We start from the raw sequence: 21,331 nt of genomic DNA, 5'->3' as shown, positions 1-21,331 counted from the left end.
AAATATCCGCAGACTTTTCCGCAACCACTATCCAGCCGGTCCGGGTTAGCGCAAGATGACCCCATGAAAAAAACAGTTATCGCCGGGTTCGCGGCCCTCATGATGGGGCTCGGCGCCATCACCTTCGCCGGCCCAGGCAACGCAGCGCCCGAGCCGTCGCACATCGCGGGGCAGATTATGGTCAAGTTCCGCGTTGATGCGGCGGCGGTTGGGGTACTGCGCCGCCATGGCCTCAGCGACGGCCCGTGGATTGGCAGCACAGGGGCCCGCCTCATCAAGGTTCCGGCCGGCAAGGAACTGCAGCTCATCGACGCCCTCAGCCGGAACCCAAACGTTGAATACGCCGAGCCGGACCATGTGGTGACGGCAGCTACCGATCAGCCCAACGTCGACTATTTCCCCAGCCAGTACGCCTTGCACAACACTGGCCAGGAATTTACCAGCACGATGGGAGTAAAAGTGGCCGGGGGTACGCCAGACGCCGACGTGGACGCCGTCGAAGCGTGGGCTAAAACGACCGGTGCCGGCATTACGGGTGCCGGCATCAGGGTGGCTGTGCTCGATACAGGAGTCACGAGCAGCCATGACGACATCTCATCACAGGTTGATGCACGCGTTAACTACAGCGATGCGGCAACTGGTGAAGACATCTACGGCCACGGCACACACGTCGCCGGCATCATTGCCGCCATCAAAAATACGGTTGGCGTCTCCGGTGTGTGCCCGGACTGCGACATCCTTGACGGCAAAGTCCTGAACGACCAGGGGTCCGGCTCCACCTCTAGCATCGCCAAAGGCATCGGCTGGGCCGTGGAGAAGGAGGCCAAGGTCATCAATATGAGCCTGGGGCAGCGCGTTTCCTCACGGACCCTGGAGATCGCGGTAAATAACGCCTGGAAGGCAGGGGCAGTGATCGTCGCCGCGGCCGGCAACGCCGGTACCCAGGCCAAGATCTACCCGGGCGCCTACCCAAATGTTATTGCCGTTGCAGCAACCGACAACAAGAACGTGAAAGCCTCCTTCTCGACCTATGGCAAGTGGGTGGACGTCGCAGCGCCCGGTGTCAGCGTGTACTCGACCTTCCCCAACGGATCCTTTGTCCTGGGGACGCAAAACAACCGCTCCCATGGTTACGACATCGCCAGTGGCACCTCGATGGCCTCACCCATCGTCGCCGGCGTCGCCGCGCTTGTCTGGAGCACTTCTGCCGGGACCGGAAACGCATCAGTCCGCGACAAGGTCGAATCGTCCGCCGACGAGAAAATTTACGGCACCGGTACTTATTGGGCCAATGGCCTCGTGAACGCCTGCGATGCGGTCGATTGCGTACGGCCCTAGCCAGACCGCGGTTGCCGTCGGGACTGCAGGGACTGCATTACTGACAGGTGGCCGGCGCGGGGCGATGAGGCACTTGGCCAGGTAAGAGGGCCGGTTCGCGTGCCTGACGTACTGGGTGAGGACCAGCACAGGGTCCGACGGCCGGAGGTCCAGCAGCTTCGCTCGGCTGGGCCCCACCTGGCTCAGGCTGATCTGGCACTCGCCCGGACCGGGCTGCCGGCCGAGCTGTTTGGTGAGCGCGGCAAGCAGGGTGGCGCCGGCGTCGTCCTCAATGTCCAAAGGTGCGGCGGGGCGGCTGCCGAGGCTGACGGGCCGGGCGGAGACGTTTTCCTGCAGGTGGGCGATGGCCGGGGCATACGAGGACTTCCTCGAACGGGCGGATCCGTTCGATGCCGATGCGGGGGAGGGTGTCGGAGACGAAGCGTCCGACGCCGCGCCTCGCCCGGATGAGCCCGTCTTCCTCGAGCAGCATGAGGGCTTCGCGGACCACGGTGCCCAGCCTACCGGTGCGACGCGTTTGTTGGACAAGGCGCGGGTGGCTTTGCACCTGCTTGCCCGGGATGTCCCAGCGCTAAAGTTCCTGAGGATCACATTCATAGGCCTGATGGGTTCACCGGTCATAGCCTGGGAACCTGCCTTGGCGCTGCGGCGCTATGTTCCGCACATAGTGCACATTTGTGCAGCGACCCTGAGGGGTTTTCTCAGGGCCTGCGCCGACACATACGCTACCCACCAGTAACAACGCCGGGTTTGAGGGTTTTGGCCTCGGGGGAGAGCGCACTGCTTCGTAGGGCTTTTTTGGCGCACATCTGTGCAACCCGGCTCCGCAAGGACGGGTGTGCTGCGTAGCATGGGAAACCCGGCCGGTGCCTGATCAACGCCCAGAACCATCACTACCGGCCGCCCCTGTTGGCACATGAACAAAGAGGTTTCCATGTCATTCGTTACCCGGGCCCTGTCCGTTGCGGCTGCCGCCGTCCTCGTTACTTCCTTGGCTGCGGCTCCCGCCCAGGCGATCGAGATTTCCCCGCCGGGGGCCAACGACTGGTCCTGCAAGCCAACCGCCGAGCATCCCTATCCGGTCATCCTGGTACCCGGAACGTTCGAGAGCATGGAGAAGAACTGGTCCACCCTCTCGCCGTACCTCAAGAGCGCCGGGTACTGCGTTTTCGCCCTCAACTACGGCGAGACGAATGGCGTGTATGCCACCGCACCGGTGGCCGAGTCAGCGCAGGAACTCGCCCCGTTTGTGGACGCGGTACGTGCTGCCACCGGAGCGAAGAAAGTGGACCTGGTGGGCCACAGCCAAGGCGGCATGATGCCCCGCTACTACATGGGCTTCCTCGGCGGGGCCAAGTACGTCCGTCAGCTCATCGGCATCGCACCCTCCAGCCACGGGACCGAAGGTGTGATTGTCCCGCCGCCGGGCTTCGTCCAGGACCCGGACTTCACCGGCTTGGGCTGTGCCGCCTGCGCCGATCAGCAGGCAGGCTCGGCGTTCATGCAGGAGCTCAACTCCATCGGCGACACCGTAGCGGGACCCTCCTACACCGTCATCTCCACGGTTTACGACGAAGTGGTCATTCCCTACAACAGCCAGTTCCTGAACGGTCCGGCCCGGCAGGTCACCAACATCACCATCCAGGACAAGTGCCCGGCCGATGTCTTCGAACACGACCAGACGCCGAATGACCCCGTGGTGCACCAGATCGTGGGCCACGCCCTCGGCAAGGTTTCCGGCCCCGCCGACCCTGCGTACCAGCCCGCCTGCTTCTAGCCGTTGTGCCGGGGTGAGTCCAGGGCTCGAACGGCGCCTGACAGCAACCAGACGGTGCCGCAGGCCTGCAGCGTCTCGGGAACCTTGCGCCCCGGAACAGTGTCCAGTACTGCGATAGCGTGCGTGCACATCAGCCGCCGTGGGTCCGCCGGCTCTTGCAGCCCCAAAACCTATTGCGGCGCCCATCCCATAAGCGGAGAATGACGTCACTGGCGGGGTTCTGAATCCTCTCCGCCGTGGATATCGGGGCTTCGCTGAAGCTCTATTTTCAGGAGATATCCATGAACACAAAACGTTCCTCCGCTGCCGTCGCCGCCGCCGTACTGGCGGTGCTTTTTGCCGGCGCTGCCCCGGCTTCAGCCGAGATTGCCAACGAACATGCTGCCTGCACCGGACTCGGCATCTCGGACCATGCAGTCGCCGACGGCCCGGGCGCCGTTGCGGGCATCATCACCGAGATCAAGGGTGCCGCTACTGTCTTCGGTTTCGACAACATGGGCCAGGTTGTGAGCAAGTTCTCGAAGGTCCATGCCGGCACGCACGTACCTGGCTGCGAGGAAGCCATTGAGGACATTCTCGTCGCCGGGCCATGACCTGACGAGTGCAGGAGTCGGACTTCCGCAGGCAGTCCGGGCGGGGAGCACACTCCGGAAAGAAGGATGGCCCGGACTGGTTCTATGGCCGGATGCTACGTCCGGCCGGCCCGGTCGGGAACGGCAATGGCCCCGGCAGCAGCGGGGAGCTGCAGCCGGGGCCATGACCGTCCATGTGGCGGGGTTTCCCGCCCGGGAAGTTGCTAGGAGCGTGCCTTGGCGTGGCCCTTGGTGAGGATCACGGCCAGGGCAACCATGCCGACGCCGAGCAGCAGGTGCAGGACGTTGTCGAAGCCGTTCAGCGGCACGAAGTTGCCGGCTGAATCCTGGGGGACCACCAGTCCGTAGACGAACAGGACCAGGTAGATGGCGCCGCCGTAGAGGAGGAAGGAGCGGGCGCCCGTGGCGGTCTTGGCCATGAGGAGGCCTGCAGCGCCGAAGAGCAGGTGGACGATGTTGTGCAGGGCCGAGACCTGGAAGAGGCCCAGCAGCATTGCCTCGGAGTGGTGGCCTGCGAAGTGCAGTTCATCAAAGTTGGCCGTGATGCCCGGAACGAAACCCAGGATGCCGACCAGCAGGAACACTGCACCGACAGCCATCGATGCCTTCTGGACGTTGGTGCGGGCTGCCATTCGGGTGCCGGTGTGCGTTGCCATGGTGATCTCCTGATTGCGATATGTGTTTATGGATCAGCGGGCTTTCTTTCCTGCCGACCCGTGGGGTTATGTCAGCTATTCGGGCGTGACCGCATGTCGGATGGGTATTCAGAAAATATTCTCGAGCGCACTCCCAGGTTTCGCAGCGATAATCATGGCGCTCCTGGCGACCACCGTGCTGATGGAAAGCGCGCTGAGCTTCCTCGGCGCCGGCCCGCAGCGGCCGTTCGCCACCCGGGTGCCGTGATCGCAGCTATTCACACCGCCAGCGGTGAGATCGTGCGCCAGCTTGCCGGTGGTCGAGCCTGCCGGGCTCAGCCGCCGGCGGTATCGACAGGCTCGACTACCGGGGTTGACCCGCCGTGGATTTCGTACCGGGCCTTGCCGCCTTGCTTGGCCCGGTACATGGCTGAATCTGCCTGCCGCAGCAGCTCCGTCACGTCCGCCGTGTCCGTGGTGCGCTGCGCGACGCCCATGCTCAGCGACACCCGCAGCGACCGGTCACCGATGACGAACGGCTCGCTGAGCGCCTCATAGATCCGCTCGGCGACGGGCCCCGTGCCCGGAGTGCCGTCGTCGTTATCCACAACGACGACGGCGAACTCGTCACCGCCCAGCCGGGCCACCAGGTCGTGGCTGCGGACGCTGGCCCGCAGCCGCTCGGCCAGCTGCGCCAGCAGTGCGTCGCCGCCCTCATGGCCCAGGGAATCGTTGACACCCTTGAAATCGTCGATGTCGATGAACAGCAGGCTCTCGTGCCGGCTCCGGCGGTCGCTGTCGGGTTCGAAGGATGCCAGCAGTCGCTCGGCCAGGGCTGCACGGTTGGCGAGCCCGGTGAGGTCATCGTGTGTGGCCCGGTACGTCAGGGCTTTGTGGCTGTCCTGCAGCGCCGCGGCCATGCCGTTGAATGCCACCGCAACCTCGCCGAGTTCATCCCGCCGGGCCACGTCCAGGCGGTGGCTGTAGTCGCCGGATTGCAGCTTCAGAACGCCCCGGCGCAGGCTGTTGACGGGCCGCATCAGGTCCTTGACCATCCGGCGGCGGAAGTACAGTGTGGCGCCGATGGCCACGACGAACAGCCCGAACCGGCCAACCACCAGGAAGCCCTCGAGCTCGCGCGTGTCCACGAGCCCCCTGTCCAGGGCCTGGAGGGACGACTGCTGGACGGCGGCGAGCTCGGTCCGGACCTTCGAATTTGCGGCCGCGAAGGCGGGCGCGTCAGCCACGTTGTTTCCCTTGAGGCCCAGTACCTGGTGGCCCCGAAGACCGGCCTTCTCCAGGCCGGACTGCCAGTCCTGCTGCGCCGCGGACAGGCCCCCGCGCCGGCCTTCGTCCACGGCTTGGACCTCGGCGGCCGCGCGGAAGAGCTCGTCAATGTCCCTCTGCTCCAGGACAAACGCCTCCCGGTTCACAGGCGCGGCCGCCAGCAGTTGGTGTCCGATCTGCTCATGCGTCTCAAGGGCTGCGGCCAGCTCCGCCACGCTGCCGTACTCGGCCTGCAGCCGGCCAGTCGCAGCTTCCATCTCGTTCACCACGAACCGGACTCCCACGACGGTGACCGCCGCGCCGATGAACAGGGCCAGCAACATCAGCGTGAATGCGCCCGACCATTCACGCTGCAGGCTAAAGGAGCGCTGTGAAGTTGGGCTCTTGTGCATGGGCGTCCTCGGACCGGGGTGATGTTATGCCTAAATTACACGGCACTTCCTACAATCGGGTTTCGACAGGCTCAAACACCGGGCGTCACCGGTTTCGGGATGCTCAGCCGCCGAGTCGGCCCAGCGCCCAGTCCCAGCGGATCAGCTCCTGCTCCAGCCTGACAGCCGTCCCGAAGGCATCATTGCGGAGTCCTTCGTACAGTGCGGACTCATCAGGTGTCAGCCGGCTAAGCGAAGCCTTCGACGGCGACGGCTCGGTAACCCATGCATCCCGGTGGTCCAGCAGCGTGGCCTCGTCCATCATCACGCTCACCACGTGCGGGTGGACCGCGCGCAGCTGGTCCAGGATCCGGAACCCGTGGGTGTCCAGATCGCCCCAGTACAGGACCTTGCGGTCGCGCAGCCACCCTGCATCGCGCAGCGACGAGAAGCCATAACCGCCGCCATAAACAGCCAGCGTGTCCTGCCGGTCGGGCAGGGCCAGGAAGTTGACGAGGTTCTCCGTGATCAGCACTTTGGTGACCGGCAGGCTCAGCGTACTGAAGGCTTCAGCGGTCACGGTCAGATCGCGTGCCCTGCCCAGCAGTGGCACGGCAGGATCCAGTAGGCGGAACCTGACCAGCTCCGGCGGATGCAGGAAGCCGTGGCCCGCGGCAAAACGCGCCGCCGGCGTCCGGGCCGGCGTTAGGCCCAGCAGCGAACCGGGCTCCGCGGGAAAGTCCGGAAGATAGTCCCCGTCTGGCTCAATCTCGGCGGGCGCGGAATCAGCCCGCAGCACCATGGCCAGCTCGCTGATCACCGCCCTGTGGTTCTCGATGAACTTGGTGTGCACACCGGGAAGGCTCAGCTGCCGCACATAAATGCCGGGCTCGGGATTGTCCTCCAGCCACAAGGCCACCCGGGCCGCTGTCAGCGCGTCAGCCCCGAGTTCCAACAGCTTGAGCGGCCGCTTCAGCGCCCAGCCGCGGAACAAGGAGTCCAGCGACGCCAGACTCCCGGCAAGCTCCACGAACCGGGCTGCATCCTTCGCCTTACCCGCAAACGCGATCTCATCCTCCACAGCGGCAAAGACCGCCGCCGCCGGAAGCTGGTTGGCCCCCACCGTGGTGCGCCCCACCTCTGCGGTTTCCAGGCTGAACGGACCCACGGCGGCGAACAACTCAGCCGCCCACGCACTCGCCGCGGCGTAGTCAGTCCGGAGCGTCGCCGCCGTCGGACGTTTCAACGGACGACGGCGGGGGTACAGCCCGCTGGGTTCCAGTGCCTCGCGGAGCAACGCACCGCTGCCCCAGGCCTTCAGCGACTGCGCCCGCAGGTCCGCCAGTGTGGTCCAGCCCTGCGCCCGGCCCGCGTGCGCCTTACCGGGAGCGGACGCCGAAAGCCGGTCACCCGGCACGCCGGGCCCGCTCGTCCCGGTACTCCTGGATGGTCATGTTCCGCAGCTGCGAATCGTCGCCGTTGGTGTTGGCTACGAACCCCACATGGGAGACAAAGGGCTCGATCACATGGATCTTCTGCAGGGGAGTGACGATCAGCAGCTGCAGCTTCATCCGCTGGAACAGCTCCAGCCCGTACCGGGCCGACTCGTCGGAGCCGCGGCCGAACGCCTCATCAATGACCACGAACCGGAAGCTGCGGCCACTGCCGGCGTTCTTACCGGCATCCTTGCCGGACGCCAGCCCGAACTGGAACGCCAGGGCGGCCGCAAGAATCGTGTAGGCGAGCTTCTCCTTCTGCCCGCCGGACTTGCCGCCCGAATCCGTGAAGTGTTCAAATTCCTCGCCGGTTTCGGTCCATTTTTCCGAGGCGGAGAACGTGAACCAGTTCCGGACGTCCGTGACCTTGGCGGTCCAGCGCTCGTCGAGGGTGGTGTAGCCGTCCCGGCCCCGGAACCGCTCGATCAGGCGCGCCACCTGCAGGTACTTCTGCTCGGAGTACTGGTCATCGTCGCCGATGGTGCCTTCCGAACAGGCCCGCAGGTCCAGGCCGAACTGCCGCACGTCGAGGTCGGTGCTGTTCTGGTGCTCCAGCTGGATGTGCCGGCCGGTGTTGTACTCAATCCCGGCCAGGGACAGGTTGATTTCGCCGATGCGGTTCACGATGTCCTGCCGGCGGCTGTCCAGGAACGCGTTGAACGCCACCACCTCGTGGATGGTGTTCTGGTTCAGGGATTCCTTGAAGTGGGCCTCGAAGCGGGGGAGGTCGTTGCTGACCAGCTGCTCCAGCAGCTTGCCGAACTCGCCGGCGGACTCCAGGGCGGCGTCGATCTCCGTGGTTTCGTTCGGGTATTTGTTCCGGAACTCGGCCATGAGCCGGACGGTCTTCTCGGCGGCCCGGGCGATCTGCCTGGACAGTGCGTCGATGCGGTCGGTCAGCCCGGACCGGGCGGCACTTTCCACGGTGCCCGTGTTTTTGTAGGTGAGCGGTTTGCCGGCGAGTTCCGCGGCGGCGAGCCTTGCGACGGCGGCCAGCACGCCGCCGTCGTCCGTCAAAGGGGTCTCCCGCAGGACGTCGCGGCAGTCCTCGATCGCCTCCACGATGTCCTTGGCCGCGCCCTCGTTGGAGCCGATCCGCCGCTGGACATCATCGGCCCGCACCTGCAGGCGATCCAGTTTTCCGGTGAGCTCGGCTTCCTTCGCCGTCAGCTGCCGCAGCACATCGCTGGTGGACTCCAGCTGGGCCTTCTCCGCCTTGAGCTCCTCGATGCGGCGTGCGGTGAGCTGCCAGCTGAGCTCGGCGAAGTCCGACACCGCCCCGATGATGCCCAGCTGCTGGTTCTGCCGCCCGATGGCGCCCAGGGAATCGTTGACCCGGGACAGCTGGCCGGCCACCACGCTGAGCTGGCCCTGGACCTCGTCCTGCTCGGCCCGGAAACGGCTGATCTTGTCCAGGTTGTCCCAGCCCAGGACGTAGTTCCGGCGGTCCGAGAGCTCCTGCCGGTCATCCTTCTCGTGCCGGCCGCGGCCGCCCTTGAGCTGGCCGTTGGATGTCAGGGCCTTGGAACGGCGGCGGAAGTCCTCCAGGGTGTCGCAGCAGAAATAGTCGAAGCGGCTGCTGAGCTCATCGAGCAGGAAATTGCGGAACGGCGTCCCCTGCTTGATGGCGATCTTCGCCGCCAGCGTGCCCGCCTCGGCCGGCTTCGGCGTGTACGTTTCGCCGACCTTGAGGTACACCAGCCGGCCGCGCAGGTTGTTGCCGTCCACCCAGCCGCTTACCGCCGCGTAGTGCTCCGACGGCACCAGCAGCGACAGGGCAAAGCCGCGCAGCGTGCGTTCGGCGGCGCCTTCCCACGCCGCTTCGCCGTCGCGGACGCGCAGCAGCTCACCGGCGTACGGCAGCTCTGATTCCTGGATGCCGGTACCGTCGCACAGCCGACGGCGGAGCTCCACCTGGGGGCGCGGCAGCAGGTTGGGACGCGCCTGCAGGCTGGTCAGCTCCGCGGCGATGTCGCTGGCGCGGCCGGTGAGTACCGTGCGTGTCATGGTCAGTTCGGTGCGGGTGTCCTGCACTTCGTTGGCTGTGGCGGCGAGGTCCTTTTCGACGTCGGCGAGCCGGGCCCGGTTGGCGTCGAACTGGACGCGGTCCGCCGGGGCCTGAAGACCGAGCTCTGCCGCGGCTTCGGCATACTTTTCGAAGCGAACCCGCTGCGCCCGGGACTCCTCGCCCAGCCGCGCGGCCTCCGCCTCGATGGCGGCCAGCCGGCCGCCGCCGTTGCCGCGGATATCTTCCTTCACAGCGGCCAGGTCCAGGCGGAGCTGAGTGATTTCGGTGGCCAGTTTGCCGCTGTCCTCCTGCAGCCGGAGGCCGGTGTTCTGCAGTTCCGTCTGGTGTTCGATGCTCAGCTGCAGTTTCCGGTCCGTGAACCAGGGATGCAGCTGGTCCCGCTGTTGGCGGGCGAATTCATCGTCCCGGCTCAGGGCGGTGTGCTGGGCGGCGCCCTCGGTGATGGGGGTGAGCAGGGCGATCTGGTCCTTGGCCCGGAGGACGGCGTCATGGGCCTTCTTCAGGTCGTCGAAGTGGTGGATGAGGTTGCCGATCCGGGCCTCGACGTCGTCTTCCTCGAGCATGTTGGTGCGCACGAAGTTGGTGATGTTCTCCACCTGCTTCATGGACACCGTGCGGTGGAACAGCTCCATGGCCTGGTTTCCGCTGATGCCGAACTGCCGCTTGAACGCCGCCGCATACGGCTCGAACGTTTCATGGAGGGACGCACCCGCGGCCCGGAGCTGCTTCTTCAGCTTCGCGGGGTCCTGGCCGAAGTTGGCAAAGTCCCCGGCGATGGACTGCTCGCCCTCCACCAGCGAGTAGAAGCGGTTGGGCTGGCCGGCCTCCTGCGTGGCCCAGAGGGTGATGGCCAGGGTGATGGATTTGCCCAGGACGGCGTTATGGAAGACGCCCAGGACCACGGTGAGCTTGCCGGTCCCGCGCAGCGCCACGGGCTTGGAGTACTCGCCGCCGGCGCTCCGGGTGCTCTTGTGGAAGCCCCGCACATACGACATCAGGGTGCGTTCCTTCTTCTGCGCACCCGCGGCCTTGTTGTATTCGATCCTGTTGGCCGGAAGCAGCAGGGTAGTGATCGCATCCACCACTGTCGACTTCCCGGAGCCGATGTCGCCGGTCAGCAGGCTGTTCGAACCGTCCAGCCGGAATGTCCGTACCTCCTGGTGGAACGTGCCCCAGTTGAGCAGCTCCAGACGGTGCAGCCGGAAGCCGGGGGGAGTGCCGGCGTCGTCCGCTTTTTCATCCAGGCTGAACAGCATCTCCTGCTCGTCTGTCCCGCCTTTAACAGCGGTGGCCGTCTCGGTGGTCATGTGCGGTCCTCTTCCTTACTGCCGGTGACGGCTCCGCTGAGCGAGGCGCGGTAGTCGGCCAGCCGCGCCTCGAACTCCTCCAGCCACTGGGCATCCACGTAGGCCTTCAGGATCCTGGCCACCTCATAGGTGCCCGCCTGGCCGCGCAGTTTCCGCAGGAAGCCCAGCTCAACCACCTTCTTGATGTTGGTGCCGAGCTGGTCCAGGATCCGCGCCTCATTGCTGGATTCGGGCAGGAAGACGGCCACCATGTCCGCGATGTCCTGCTCGGTCATGATGAGGCGCAGTTCGCTGCTGTTGGTGTCGAATTCGAGCATCCGGCCGCGGAGCAGCGCCAGGAGGAGGCTGACGTTGAACGTGAGGGGGCGCCGGGGGATCAGCCGCGGCAGCGTGCCGTCCGGATCCTCGCGGGATTTCAGGAACGCGTAGCCCTCGGACTCGTCCAGGATCAGGTCAAGGCCCAGAACGGCCACGTAGTCGCGGACATGGGAGGACAGGCCCAGCAGCGACTGCCAGATCTTCTCGTCCGTCTCGGCATAGACCACGCCTTTGAAGAGCTTGGTGACGACGCCGGGAAGTTCCTCAGGCGTGTGTGTTTCAGCTGCGTCTGTGGTGGTCATGCCGGCCTCACGAAGATGATCTGTTCGACGGTGGCCTCCCGGATGCTGCCATCCGGGAGCTGCCAGGACAATTGCTGTGACTCGTCCGGGTTGATGGAGGCCCAGTCCGATTCGGTGGCGAGCTGGTAATAGGCCACGATCTCCGCCAGTCCCTGCGACAGAGGGTGCGCGGCCGCTACGTCGCCAAGAGTGGCCTGCTCGGCGCCGGCCAGGACGTCGTCGATATTGGACTTCAGCCGCTCCGTGTCCACATGGAACTGGCTGAAGAGGGCGCCGGCATCCACTTCTGCATCGTTGGCCGCCACCACGACGTCGTCCACCATGATCCGCCGGCTCGGCTCATACAGCGGCCGTTCGAACGGGAGCGCGACGTCGACGGACTGCGCCGCGATCTCCATAAAAACGCCCGACGGCGGCACCTCCCGGGTGCCCAGCGCGCCGGATTCGATGCTCCTGACCAGCTGCATGATGCGCTTGTTCTCCAGGAATACTTTGTCGTCCAGTAGCCGGCGCATCTGCTGGGAGAGCTGGCGGACTGTTGCCTGGGTCTGCTCGACGGCGGGCAGCCAGTCCTGGTGCAGGTTGGTCACCGCGTGCAGGTTGTCGAGTTTGGCGAGGGCGTCGATCTGCGTGGCCCGCTGCAGCAGGTCCCGCAGTTCTGTGCGCAGCTGCGGGGACATCAGGTAGTCCCAGAAGCCCTGGAACGTGCGGCCCTGGAGGGAACCGCTGATGTCCTGCTGGTTGGCGAAGATGGAGGCCAGCAGTTCGCCCTGGGTGCCGTCCCACGTGGCGATCTGTTCACGGACCTGCCGGTCAAGCTTCCGGAAGTTCTGCTCCACCTCACGGAAATCGGAGAGCAGGTCCTTGGCCAGGGTGGTCAGCTGCTGGAAGTGGTCCAGGGCTTCGGGTGCTGTCATCACGCGGATGTTGCCGTCCTTGATCCGCTGCATCTCGGCGTCGATTCCGTCCCGCTGCCGCTGGAGCTCGGCGAGCCTGACCTCCGGATCGGTTTCGGACTGCTGGACCAGGGCTTTAAGCACGGCGAAGATGCTGGTCAGCCTGGACTGGGTGGCCACGAAGTCCCGCCCGCTCAGGCTCTCCACCCAGCGGACCACGTCCTCGGCGGAGGCCGTGAGATCGTAGCGCGGCTCGTCCTGGCCCGGGACGTAGTATTTCCGCAGCCAGGCCCGTTCCGGGGCCGCCCACTCATCCAGGTACTCACCGGCGGGGCGGGGGTACTTGTCCTCGCCGAAGACTTCACGGAGACCGAACAGGACATCATCGAGGTGGTCAATGAGCTCCTGCCGGCCGATGTCCCGTTGGTTGGGTCCGGTGAAGGCCTTCATGAAGAAGCTGACGGCCAACGGGGCGTTCTGTGCGCGGAGCAGGGACCACCCTGCGTGATTCTCACGCAGTGCGTTGATGGCGTAGAAATCCATGGCGTCCTCATGCAGGGTGCTGTTATTCCTAAGCTACACGGGGCAGTGACAGTGATCGAACCTCAACCGCCGGGGGACAGGACGTTCAGGCCTGCCTCTACGGCGGCAGTCAGGAGCCCGGCGTCATACGCCACCATTACGTCGGACTGCAGCCGGATGGCTGCGGCCAGATGGATCGCATCGGCGCTTCGGAGCTTGCCGGGCAGGGCCGCCGCGTACATAAGGTCCGAACGGGCAAGATCGACCAGGTTGATGGCGCCGAGGACCGTATTGACGATCTCGCCGGGAAATCCGCGGCGATGGGCCGCGCAATGAATTTCCGTATAGAGGAGCATCGAAGCCACGAGCGGGTGGCCCTGGGCTGCCGCGGTTGAGAGGTAGTGGGCGGCCGCGGAAGACTCTGGCTCTTCGACCACCAGCTTGAGGACAGCCGATGTATCCAGGTAGATGATCACCGGTCCCCGCGGAGGTCAGCCAGGATCTCAGCAGTGCCGGTTTCTGACGGGACGCGCGGCAGCGTCTGGAAATCGACCGGACCGTTGGCGGCTGGGCGGACCTGGCCCGCCAGCAGCAGCCGCTCAAAGGGTGAGGCCGACGGCGGGATCAATGTAGCGGCTATTTCGCCGTTGTTCGTGACGTCGATGGTTTCGCCGTTCTTAACGCGCTCCAGGATTTTGCTGCTGTGGTTACGCAGTTCCCGGTGTGGGATGGTCGTCATGGTTACCTCCGTAGCAATCGTAGCAACCTGTGTGTCCGAGGGTAAGGATCAGCCACCGCGGGTTTCGAGAGGTTCGGTTTCGACAGGCTCAACCACCGTGCCGGCTTCTGCCTGCTCCCAGTGCCGCCGGAGCAATTCAGCCAGCCGCTCCGGCTCGATCCGGTGCGGCGGATCGAAATGGTGGCGCTTGGGGAACACTTCCAGGTGGAAGTCCGGGAAGAAGACCCTGGACAGCCGGCTGGCGATATCGCCGTAGTCGTGGGGATTGCTCAGGCCGCCCAAGGCGAAGTAGACGGGCTGGCGAAAGGCAGCCAAGCGCGCCCTCTCCAGGTCATAGCTTTTGTAGGTCCGCAGGAACGCCCTGATACCCGCCGGCCGGTTGGCCATCCACGGCGGCGGGGGATCCGGCGGCGGCGGAAGGACGACGTCGGGCTTAACTCCCAGCCTCATGAAGGCGGACATGAACTGTTCCGGCGGGAGTGTCTCCAGCTGCTCATACTTTTTCCGGAGCTCCGCGTACGCAGGGCTCCAGTCCCAGTTCCCGGCCCAGGCAGGTTCCAGCAGCGCCAGGCTCAGCAGCCTGCCAGGATGTTTGGCAGCGAAGGCCAGCGCCGCCGCGCCGCCACCTGAATAGCCCGCCAGGTGGAACGTCTTCCATGCGCGGGTATCGGCTTCGCGCAGCACGCCGTCGATCTCTGTGTCCAGGCTCCAGTCCGCCGGCGGCCCATCGTCCGCGTAGAGCTCGAGATCCTTGGCGATTGCCTGGACATCCGGACCGAGGGCTGCGATGAGTCCGCCGAAGGCGGCCTGGGCGGGGAGTACAGCGCCCGGTAGGAGGATGGCCCGAATTGGTCCCATGGGAGAACGGTACGCCTGGGTGTCGCTCCCCACCAGTTCCCTAACCTCGCAAGCTCGGCCAGGGAACCCTGCTGTCGTGGGCCCAGGCTCAACCACCGGATTTTGGAGGCTCAACCACCCGTCTCGTTGGCCGGTGGTAAATGGTTCGGAAAATCTCCTGTACTGTTGATCCTGTTGTTGTGTTTATGCAGTTGGTAGTTCAGGCAGTACGCGCGGTCGAAAGTCCGCGTCTTTCTGAAGTAGCGGTTTTGAACACCCCACACCGGAGGACCCGAAAGTCGGGACTTTTCCTCCACCTTCACGAAGGACAAAAATAATGGCTACTGGTACCGTCAAATGGTTTAACGCTGAAAAGGGCTTCGGCTTCATTTCCCCCGATGACTCCTCACAGGACGTTTTCGCTCACTACTCCGCGATCGCCTCTTCCGGCTTCCGCTCACTCGAAGAGAACCAGAAGGTTTCCTTCGAAACCGAGCAGGGCCCCAAGGGTCCCCAGGCCGTCAACATCCAGGCACTCTAATTCTTTAGAGATTCTGGGGCCTTAGGGTTTCATTTTCAAAGCAGGGCCGGTCTAATGACCGGCCCTGCTTTTGTTAACCCGGATGTGCTTCAAAGCGCCCGGCTGGCAACTTGCGAGAAACTCCCGCAGGATAGTCAGTGGGCAAGCAGGGGGTGATCGAGTCCATCCTTCTGCACAGAGAGGCCCGCACGTCGTGCCAATACCTAAACGTCAACTCAGTCCGCTCATCCGCAAGTACGTCAACGGCCGCCGCCCCGCCCAGGCAGAGACCAGGGGCCTCGGCGAGCTCAAGCCGGTGGAGCCCGCCGCCCGCCGGAAGGGGGTGCCGGTACTGGGCGATGACCAGGTCTATGTGATCAAATACGGGACGGTGTATCACACGGTGTGGTGTCCGGTGGTGGCCGACAGTTGGGACCATGCCCCCAGAAGACTTCTAGTGACCCTCTTGGCCGCTGTGGGGGAGCGGACCCGGTGCGCGGAATGCAACCGGCATCCGAAGGCAGCCGGGGCGTCAGCCGCGCAGGAATACCACCAGCAAACCCGGCCCACCCCCGAACCCCCACCGCCGGATGCCGTGGTCCCGCTGAAAGTCATCGGGCTGGCCCATGGGATACTCTTCCTGGCCGCAGGGCAGGAGTATCGGGAACGTTTTAAGGAAACCGCTGTGGAGCCGGCCACCCCGCTGTGGGTGGACGGCCGGCGCGACGGTATGGTGGTGCGGCTGGACTCCGCCAGCGACGAACCGCTCGTGCTGGTCCAGTTGGACCCCCGCGCCACGTTCCGGAACGGTCCGTACCAGGTGCGCCTGCGTCATCCGCTGCGGCGGTCGGCCACCAAACCCTATGCGGTTGAGTCAGTTGAGTCCGTTGGGCCAGTTGAGCCTGCACCATGACGGATCCCCGGCCGCAGTCATCCCCGGTCACTCGTCCGGGTTCGGATTGCGTACGTCCTTTTCGCCGATATCCGCGGCACCCAGAGCGGCCGCGGCAGGGCTGTGGGAGGTGTCATGTACATGCTGTGCGAGTTCCGGATGGTGGAGGTCCAGGGCGGGCCGCTCCGACCGGATCCGGGGCAGCGACATGAAATTGTGGCGCGGAGGCGGGCAGCTTGTGGCCCATTCGAGCGAGGCGCCGAAGCCCCACGGGTCATCCACCTCAACGCGCTCCCTGCTGCGCCACGTGATGTAGACGTTCCAGAAGAACGGAATCGTCGACGCGCCCAGAAGGTACGACGAGACGGTGGAGAACTGGTTCATCCAAGCGAAGTTGTCCTCCACCAGGTAGTCCGCGTAGCGGCGGGGCATGCCCTTGACCCCGAGCCAGTGCTGGATCAGGAAGGTCCCGTGGAAGCCCAGGAACAGCATCCAGAAGTGGATCTTTCCGAGGCGTTCGTTGAGCATCCTGCCGGTGAATTTTGGCCACCAGAAGTAGAAGCCTGCGAACATCGCGAACACCACGGTGCCGAACACCACGTAGTGGAAGTGCGCCACCACGAAGTAGGAATCAGAGACGTGGAAGTCCAGCGGCGGCGAAGCCAGGATGATCCCGGTCAGGCCACCGAAGAGGAACGTGATGAGGAAGCCGAGGCTCCACAGCATGGGGGCCTCGAACGTCAGGGATCCCCGCCACATGGTGCCGATCCAGTTGAAGAACTTCACACCGGTAGGTACTGCGATGAGCATGGTCATAAAGGCGAAGAACGGCAGCAGCACCGAACCGGTCACGTACATGTGGTGTGCCCACACGGTCATGGACAGGGCGGCGATGGCGATGGTGGCGTAGACCAGGCCCTTGTAGCCGAAGATCGGTTTGCGGCTGAAGACCGGGAAGATCTCGGAGACGATGCCGAAGAACGGCAGCGCGATGATGTACACCTCGGGGTGCCCGAAGAACCAGAACAGGTGCTGCCAAAGTACTGCACCGCCGTTTTCCGGATCATAGATGTGGGCACCGAACTTGCGGTCGGCACCGAGGGCGAACAGTGCCGCGGCCAGCGGCGGGAAGGCCATGATCACCAGGATGGACGTCACCAGGGCGTTCCAGGTGAAGATGGGCATCCGCCACATGGTCAGGCCCGGGGCGCGCATGCAGATGATGGTGGTGATGAAGTTGACCGCGCCCAGGATGGTGCCGAAGCCGGACAGCGCCAGGCCGAAGACCCACAGGTCACCGCCCACGCCGGGGGTGAAGGTGGTGTTGTTCAGCGGCGCGTAGGCGAACCAGCCGAACGATGCCGCACCCTGCGGGGTGATAAAGCCCGCGACGGCGATGGTGGATCCGAAGAGGAAGAACCAGAAGGCCAGGGCGTTCAGCCGCGGGAACGCGACGTCGGGGGCGCCGATCTGCAGGGGCATGATGAAGTTGGTGAAGCCGGCGAACAGCGGTGTGGCGAACATCAGCAGCATCATGGTGCCGTGCATCGTGAAGAGCTGGTTGTACTGCTCCTTTGTCTGCAGGACCTGCATGCCGGGTTCGAAGAGCTCGGCCCGGATCAGCAGGGCCATAACTCCAGCCATCAGGAAGAACACAAACGAGGCGATCAGGTACAGGTACCCGATGACTTTGTGGTCGGTGGAGGTGAGCCAGCCGACCACCATGGAGCCTTTGCGCCGCGGCACGACAGGGGGAGCAGCGGAAGGCGCGGTCCCCATTCGTGAATGTCCGGTGATGGCCATTTTCCACCTCACAGATACTTCTGCATGACAGCTATGGGCCCTTTGCCTGAGCCCCTAATTGCAGGCTACTCACTAACGCGGCATCCCGAAAGAGTCAGTGCAGGCCCATCGCGTTCCGGACCTCATCCAGGATGTGGTGGACGGCGGTTTCCGCCGCCACCGCGTCGCCGCGGGCCACCGCCGCCGCAACATCCTCGTGGGCCTGCAACGCTTCGGCCCGCGGTTTGAAGGGCATCAGCCCCTGCTGGGTCCGGCTGGTGAGCACCTCCGCCACCATGCCTTCCAACGCTGTGAACATCTCATTGCCGCAGCTTTGGAGCAGCAGGCAGTGGAACTCGATGTCCACCGCCAGGAACGCCTCAAGTTCTCCGGCTTCGCCCAGCCGCCGCAGCTCTGCAGCCAGGGCAACCAGCCTGGCCCGTTCCGCGGCGCTCGCCCGGCGGGCAGCACCGGCAGCAGCAATAGGCTCGACGGCGATGCGCAACTCTGTGAGGCTGCTGTACTGAATTTCGCGCCGGTCAGAGCCCAGGCGCCAGCGCACCAGCTTGGGATCAAAGACGTTCCACAGCCTGCGCTCCTGGACCACGATGCCCACGCGCCGGCGCGAATACACGAGGTTCATGGATTCCAGGACCTTCATGGTGTCCCGCGCAACGGTGCGGGAAATGCCGTACTCCTGCTGGAGGCCCTCAAGGGTCAGCCGGCTTCCTGGAGGAAGGCTCCCTGCCGCGATGGCAATGCCAACCGCCTCGAGAACGCGTTCGTGCATGGCGGGGGAGGCCCCGCCGTCGTGCGCGTCATCCGCGTCCGGTTGTGTCGCCGTCGACATCAGTCCTGCCTTCCTCTGCGCCTGCGCGCCTTCCAATCGTACCCAGAAAGACCCAAAGGTATGACTTGTGACACCAAAAGATAGTATCTGTGGCTGTAATTGGTGATACCTTATTTTCCGGCGCAGTTCCCTGTGAGATGCGCAACGAGCTTTCTTCATTTAGCCAACGGCGTCTTCTTCGGAGGTAAAACATGCAGTATCCAGCCACGCACCTGGTGGTGATGGGCGTTGCCGGTTCCGGCAAGTCCACCACTGCGGCAGCGCTTTCCCAGCAGCTTGGCTGGGCCTGTGCCGAAGCGGACCTGTTCCACCCGCAGTCCAACATCGACAAGATGACCCAGGGCATTCCCCTCCAGGATGGGGACCGCTGGCCCTGGCTGCAGGAAATCCAGGACTGGATGACCGCCCAGGCCGCAGCGGGGACGAGTACCGTGCTGACCTGCTCCGCGCTCAAGCAGAGCTACCGTCAACTGCTCTCCGGCGCGCAGGGCCGGGTCCTGTTCATCCACCTCGACGGCGGCGCCGACCTGATCGGCCAGCGCATGCAGGGCCGCGAAGGCCACTTCATGCCGTCCACGCTCCTGCCCAGCCAGCTGGCCACCCTGGAACCGCTGACCGGCAACGAACTTGCCGCCGGCAGCCTCCGCCTGGACATCTCCAATTCCCCGGAGGAGATCGTCGCCGCCGTGCTGGCTGGCCTCAAACTTCCCGCCCAGGCGATGCCGAGCGCCCACCTGGAGCCGAGCGCCAGCTGATCCCGGCTGCTCAGCGAGCCCGCTGAGCCCGTCAAATTTTCCCCAATATTTCATTAGTTTCTGTTTCAAAGGAGAACCATGGTCATCGAAGGATGGACCCAGACGCTGGGCGCAGGCCCCCTGCTGCTCATCGCCGCGGCATCGATCGTCGCGTTGCTGTTCCTGATCATCAAGCTGCGGATGCACGCGCTCGTCGCCCTGATCGTGATCAGCCTCGCGACCGCATTCGCCACCGGAATCCCCGCCAACCAGGTGGTGCCTGTGCTGATCAACGGGTTCGGGACCACCCTGGGCACCGTGGCGCTCCTCGTGGGCCTGGGCGCCATGCTCGGCCGCATCGTGGAGACCAGCGGCGGCGCCAAGGTGCTGGCCGACTACCTGATCGGCGTGTTCGGCGAAAAGCGTGCCCCCTTCGCCCTGGGCCTCGCGTCCCTGATCTTCGGCTTCCCCATCTTCTTCGACGCCGGCCTGGTGGTTATGCTGCCCGTCGTCTTCGCCGTGGCCCACCGCCTGGGCGGCGGAGTGCTGCGCTACGGCCTCCCCGCCGCCGGTGCGTTCTCCGTGATGCACATCTTCCTGCCGCCGCACCCGGGCCCGGTCTCCGCTGCCGCCTTCTTTGACGCCAACATCGGCCTGGTCCTGATCGCCGGCCTCATCACCGCCATCCCCACCTGGTACGTCACCGCCTACCTCTTCGGACTGTGGACCGGCAAGAAGCTGGTCCTGCCGGTGCCTGAAATCCTGGGCCACGCCAGCGCCGAGGCCGAGTCCCACCCGCCGCGCTTCCGCACCATCATCGGCCTGCTGCTCCTGCCGCTCGTCCTGATCTTCATCAACACCGGCCTGAACACCCTGGCCTCGTCCGGAGCGCTGTCCGAAGAGGTCAAGGGCGAGCAGTGGTTCCAGGTGCTGCGCACCATCGGTGAAACGCCGGTGGCCCTGCTGATCGCCGTCCTGGTGGCCGTGTTTGTCCTGGGCACCCGCCGCGGCAAGGACGCCGGCGCCATCGAGAAGCTGCTCGAATCCTCGCTGGGCCCGGTCTGTTCGGTCATCCTGATCACCGGCGCCGGCGGCATGTTCGGCGGCGTGCTCCGCTCCTCCGGCATCGGCGCGGCACTTGCCGACGTCCTGGGCAACCTGGGCATCCCGCTGATCCTGGCAGGCTTCCTGATCTCCGCCATCCTGCGTATCGCCCAGGGTTCCGCCACCGTGGCCCTGACCACCACCGCTGGACTCATCGCCCCGGCCGTGGCCACCGCCGGCCTGACCGGCATGCAGGTCGCCGCCCTGGTCATCGCCGTGGCAGCCGGCTCCGTGGTGGTCTCCCACGTCAACGACTCCGGCTTCTGGCTGGTGGGCCGCTTCTTCGGCATGGACGTCAAGACCACCCTGCGGACCTGGACCGTGATGGAGACTCTCATCGGCGTGATGGGCTTCGCCATCGCGGCGGTCCTCTTCCTGCTCGCCGGGGTGGCGGGTTAGCGATCTGACTCCAGCCACGGCTGACTGAAGCACGACGGCGGGGTGTCCAGGGAAATTCCGGGCACCCCGCCGTCGTCGTACTCCCGGTGCGCCGCTACTTGCTTGGTTTGGCTGCCTTGGGCGCTTTCGGCGGGAGCCCCGCGACGTACTCGAAGGCCTTCTCCACCCAGGCGCCTGCCCGTGCGTCATCGCCCTCACCCTCGGCGTTCCACACCTCCGGCAGCCCGGTGTAGCCGCCCATGGGCCGCTCCGCCGGGCCGAACGGGACCGTCCGCTCGGTGCTTTCGAGCACCTGCCGGTCTGCGTCGGAGAGCTTCACGCCGATCGTGGAGCCGAACAGTCCGGCGAACATGTTGCCGTTGACGAAGGCGCCCAGGTTGCCGAACATCGGCTTGACCACCACCTCGGGGCTGTCCGGCACTACTGAGCGGAAGCGCTCCTTGGCTTCGTCGGACGCTTTGGCCATCTCCATGTCGCTCTCTCCCAGGGTTGCGGTGTGATTCCTTGTGCAGCTTATGCCCGCCGGCGCGCCGGGGACAGAATTGCCGTACCGATAGGCTGGCAGGAGTCCGCACTCACCTCCCAGGTTCCACCCAACCGAAG

General features: G+C 65.1%; 21 protein-coding genes. 8 read left to right on the top strand and 13 right to left on the bottom strand.

The window, feature by feature from the left end; translation table 11 throughout:
- The first annotated feature begins 63 nt into the window (after positions 1–63).
- Positions 64–1,338 (top strand): S8 family serine peptidase, encoded by a 1,275-nt coding sequence (locus NFC73_RS05140; RefSeq protein WP_254748167.1) that lies wholly within the window; start codon positions 64–66, stop codon positions 1,336–1,338.
- Positions 1,339–1,606: 268 nt separating this feature from the next.
- On the opposite strand, the gene NFC73_RS05135 is transcribed toward NFC73_RS05140, so the two are convergent.
- The gene (locus tag NFC73_RS05135) at positions 1,607–1,828 is read right to left on the bottom strand and encodes a GntR family transcriptional regulator (RefSeq protein ID WP_254748165.1); all 222 of its coding nucleotides are present in this window, start codon (positions 1,826–1,828) and stop codon (positions 1,607–1,609) included.
- A gap of 444 nt (positions 1,829–2,272) precedes the next feature.
- On the opposite strand from NFC73_RS05135, the gene NFC73_RS05130 reads away from it, so the two are divergent.
- Entirely contained in the window at positions 2,273–3,115 is an 843-nt protein-coding gene (locus NFC73_RS05130) for an esterase/lipase family protein (RefSeq protein ID WP_254748163.1), read from the top strand.
- A gap of 281 nt (positions 3,116–3,396) precedes the next feature.
- On the top strand, positions 3,397–3,708 hold the full coding sequence (locus NFC73_RS05125; RefSeq protein WP_254748161.1) for a hypothetical protein: 312 nt from the start codon (positions 3,397–3,399) through the stop codon (positions 3,706–3,708).
- A 203-nt stretch (positions 3,709–3,911) separates the two neighbouring features.
- Here the strand turns inward: NFC73_RS05125 and NFC73_RS05120 are convergent, their stop codons facing one another.
- Positions 3,912–4,364 carry a DUF4383 domain-containing protein gene (locus NFC73_RS05120; RefSeq protein WP_254748160.1) on the bottom strand — a complete coding sequence of 151 codons (453 nt, stop codon included), beginning with the start codon at positions 4,362–4,364 and terminating at the stop codon, positions 3,912–3,914.
- A 28-nt stretch (positions 4,365–4,392) separates the two neighbouring features.
- Between NFC73_RS05120 and NFC73_RS05115 the strand changes: the two genes are divergently transcribed.
- Positions 4,393–4,611, top strand: a complete 219-nt coding sequence (locus NFC73_RS05115) for a hypothetical protein (protein ID WP_141139762.1) — start codon at positions 4,393–4,395, stop codon at positions 4,609–4,611.
- Between the two features lie 67 nt (positions 4,612–4,678).
- On the opposite strand, the gene NFC73_RS05110 is transcribed toward NFC73_RS05115, so the two are convergent.
- The 8 genes from NFC73_RS05110 to NFC73_RS05075 all read right to left on the bottom strand — a co-directional run bounded on the left by NFC73_RS05110 (position 4,679) and on the right by NFC73_RS05075 (position 14,468).
- A complete protein-coding gene (locus NFC73_RS05110) occupies positions 4,679–6,022 on the bottom strand; it encodes a diguanylate cyclase domain-containing protein (protein WP_254748159.1) in 1,344 nt (447 codons plus the stop codon).
- A 103-nt stretch (positions 6,023–6,125) separates the two neighbouring features.
- Positions 6,126–7,418, bottom strand: coding sequence for a Wadjet anti-phage system protein JetD domain-containing protein (locus NFC73_RS05105; RefSeq protein WP_254748156.1), 1,293 nt, complete (start codon positions 7,416–7,418; stop codon positions 6,126–6,128).
- Entirely contained in the window at positions 7,408–10,833 is a 3,426-nt protein-coding gene (locus NFC73_RS05100; RefSeq protein ID WP_254748154.1) for an ATP-binding protein, read from the bottom strand. Before NFC73_RS05100 ends, NFC73_RS05105 begins: the two co-directional genes overlap by 11 nt.
- Positions 10,830–11,453 carry a DUF4194 domain-containing protein gene (locus NFC73_RS05095; protein ID WP_254748152.1) on the bottom strand — a complete coding sequence of 208 codons (624 nt, stop codon included), beginning with the start codon at positions 11,451–11,453 and terminating at the stop codon, positions 10,830–10,832. Before NFC73_RS05095 ends, NFC73_RS05100 begins: the two co-directional genes overlap by 4 nt.
- Entirely contained in the window at positions 11,450–12,892 is a 1,443-nt protein-coding gene (locus tag NFC73_RS05090; protein ID WP_254748150.1) for a DUF3375 domain-containing protein, read from the bottom strand. The genes NFC73_RS05095 and NFC73_RS05090 overlap by 4 nt, the downstream gene beginning before the upstream one ends.
- Before the next feature lie 62 nt (positions 12,893–12,954).
- Positions 12,955–13,347, bottom strand: a complete 393-nt coding sequence (locus tag NFC73_RS05085; protein WP_254748148.1) for a type II toxin-antitoxin system VapC family toxin — start codon at positions 13,345–13,347, stop codon at positions 12,955–12,957.
- Entirely contained in the window at positions 13,344–13,610 is a 267-nt protein-coding gene (locus NFC73_RS05080) for a type II toxin-antitoxin system Phd/YefM family antitoxin (protein ID WP_254748146.1), read from the bottom strand. The genes NFC73_RS05085 and NFC73_RS05080 overlap by 4 nt, the downstream gene beginning before the upstream one ends.
- 48 nt (positions 13,611–13,658) lie before the next feature.
- A complete protein-coding gene (locus tag NFC73_RS05075) occupies positions 13,659–14,468 on the bottom strand; it encodes an alpha/beta hydrolase (protein WP_254748144.1) in 810 nt (269 codons plus the stop codon).
- A gap of 316 nt (positions 14,469–14,784) precedes the next feature.
- On the opposite strand from NFC73_RS05075, the gene NFC73_RS05070 reads away from it, so the two are divergent.
- Together NFC73_RS05070 and NFC73_RS05065 are read left to right on the top strand one after the other, a co-directional pair.
- Positions 14,785–14,988 carry a cold-shock protein gene (locus NFC73_RS05070; RefSeq protein WP_024365339.1) on the top strand — a complete coding sequence of 68 codons (204 nt, stop codon included), beginning with the start codon at positions 14,785–14,787 and terminating at the stop codon, positions 14,986–14,988.
- A gap of 193 nt (positions 14,989–15,181) precedes the next feature.
- Positions 15,182–15,880: a hypothetical protein gene (locus NFC73_RS05065; protein ID WP_254748142.1), complete on the top strand. Its 699-nt coding sequence runs from the start codon at positions 15,182–15,184 to the stop codon at positions 15,878–15,880.
- 27 nt (positions 15,881–15,907) lie between these two features.
- Here NFC73_RS05065 and ctaD read toward each other — a convergent pair whose 3' ends face one another.
- Entirely contained in the window at positions 15,908–17,638 is a 1,731-nt protein-coding gene (gene ctaD / locus NFC73_RS05060; RefSeq protein WP_254748140.1) for an aa3-type cytochrome oxidase subunit I, read from the bottom strand.
- Positions 17,639–17,756: 118 nt separating this feature from the next.
- On the bottom strand, positions 17,757–18,491 hold the full coding sequence (locus NFC73_RS05055) for a FadR/GntR family transcriptional regulator (RefSeq protein WP_254748138.1): 735 nt from the start codon (positions 18,489–18,491) through the stop codon (positions 17,757–17,759).
- 191 nt (positions 18,492–18,682) lie between these two features.
- Here NFC73_RS05055 and NFC73_RS05050 point away from each other — a divergent pair, with 191 nt between their 5' ends.
- Together NFC73_RS05050 and NFC73_RS05045 are read left to right on the top strand one after the other, a co-directional pair.
- Positions 18,683–19,246, top strand: coding sequence for a gluconokinase (locus NFC73_RS05050; RefSeq protein WP_254748136.1), 564 nt, complete (start codon positions 18,683–18,685; stop codon positions 19,244–19,246).
- Positions 19,247–19,324: 78 nt separating this feature from the next.
- Positions 19,325–20,728: a GntP family permease gene (locus NFC73_RS05045; RefSeq protein ID WP_254748134.1), complete on the top strand. Its 1,404-nt coding sequence runs from the start codon at positions 19,325–19,327 to the stop codon at positions 20,726–20,728.
- A 94-nt stretch (positions 20,729–20,822) separates the two neighbouring features.
- Here NFC73_RS05045 and NFC73_RS05040 read toward each other — a convergent pair whose 3' ends face one another.
- The gene (locus NFC73_RS05040; RefSeq protein WP_254748132.1) at positions 20,823–21,200 is read right to left on the bottom strand and encodes a TfoX/Sxy family protein; all 378 of its coding nucleotides are present in this window, start codon (positions 21,198–21,200) and stop codon (positions 20,823–20,825) included.
- Positions 21,201–21,331 lie beyond the last annotated feature (131 nt).

It is taken from the genome of Pseudarthrobacter humi (genome assembly GCF_024294965.1).
Classification (GTDB): Bacteria; Actinomycetota; Actinomycetes; order Actinomycetales; family Micrococcaceae; genus Arthrobacter; species Arthrobacter humi.
Note: the sequence above shows the minus strand (reverse complement) of the source record. Positions and strands in the feature narration are given on the sequence as shown.

Bases quoted from the DNA above. Each gene is read 5' to 3' on its own strand.
- NFC73_RS05125 (WP_254748161.1), top strand. From the start codon at position 3,397: ATGAACACAAAACGTTCCTCCGCTGCCGTCGCCGCCGCCGTACTGGCG.
- NFC73_RS05070 (WP_024365339.1), top strand. From the start codon at position 14,785: ATGGCTACTGGTACCGTCAAATGGTTTAACGCTGAAAAGGGCTTCGGC.
- NFC73_RS05130 (WP_254748163.1), top strand. From the start codon at position 2,273: ATGTCATTCGTTACCCGGGCCCTGTCCGTTGCGGCTGCCGCCGTCCTC.
- ctaD (WP_254748140.1), bottom strand. From the start codon at position 17,638: ATGGGGACCGCGCCTTCCGCTGCTCCCCCTGTCGTGCCGCGGCGCAAA.
- NFC73_RS05110 (WP_254748159.1), bottom strand. From the start codon at position 6,022: ATGCACAAGAGCCCAACTTCACAGCGCTCCTTTAGCCTGCAGCGTGAA.
- NFC73_RS05095 (WP_254748152.1), bottom strand. From the start codon at position 11,453: ATGACCACCACAGACGCAGCTGAAACACACACGCCTGAGGAACTTCCC.
- NFC73_RS05040 (WP_254748132.1), bottom strand. From the start codon at position 21,200: ATGGAGATGGCCAAAGCGTCCGACGAAGCCAAGGAGCGCTTCCGCTCA.
- NFC73_RS05090 (WP_254748150.1), bottom strand. From the start codon at position 12,892: ATGGATTTCTACGCCATCAACGCACTGCGTGAGAATCACGCAGGGTGG.
- NFC73_RS05115 (WP_141139762.1), top strand. From the start codon at position 4,393: ATGGATCAGCGGGCTTTCTTTCCTGCCGACCCGTGGGGTTATGTCAGC.
- NFC73_RS05055 (WP_254748138.1), bottom strand. From the start codon at position 18,491: ATGTCGACGGCGACACAACCGGACGCGGATGACGCGCACGACGGCGGG.
- NFC73_RS05100 (WP_254748154.1), bottom strand. From the start codon at position 10,833: ATGACCACCGAGACGGCCACCGCTGTTAAAGGCGGGACAGACGAGCAG.
- NFC73_RS05045 (WP_254748134.1), top strand. From the start codon at position 19,325: ATGGTCATCGAAGGATGGACCCAGACGCTGGGCGCAGGCCCCCTGCTG.
- NFC73_RS05080 (WP_254748146.1), bottom strand. From the start codon at position 13,610: ATGACGACCATCCCACACCGGGAACTGCGTAACCACAGCAGCAAAATC.
- NFC73_RS05075 (WP_254748144.1), bottom strand. From the start codon at position 14,468: ATGGGACCAATTCGGGCCATCCTCCTACCGGGCGCTGTACTCCCCGCC.
- NFC73_RS05050 (WP_254748136.1), top strand. From the start codon at position 18,683: ATGCAGTATCCAGCCACGCACCTGGTGGTGATGGGCGTTGCCGGTTCC.
- NFC73_RS05140 (WP_254748167.1), top strand. From the start codon at position 64: ATGAAAAAAACAGTTATCGCCGGGTTCGCGGCCCTCATGATGGGGCTC.
- NFC73_RS05120 (WP_254748160.1), bottom strand. From the start codon at position 4,364: ATGGCAACGCACACCGGCACCCGAATGGCAGCCCGCACCAACGTCCAG.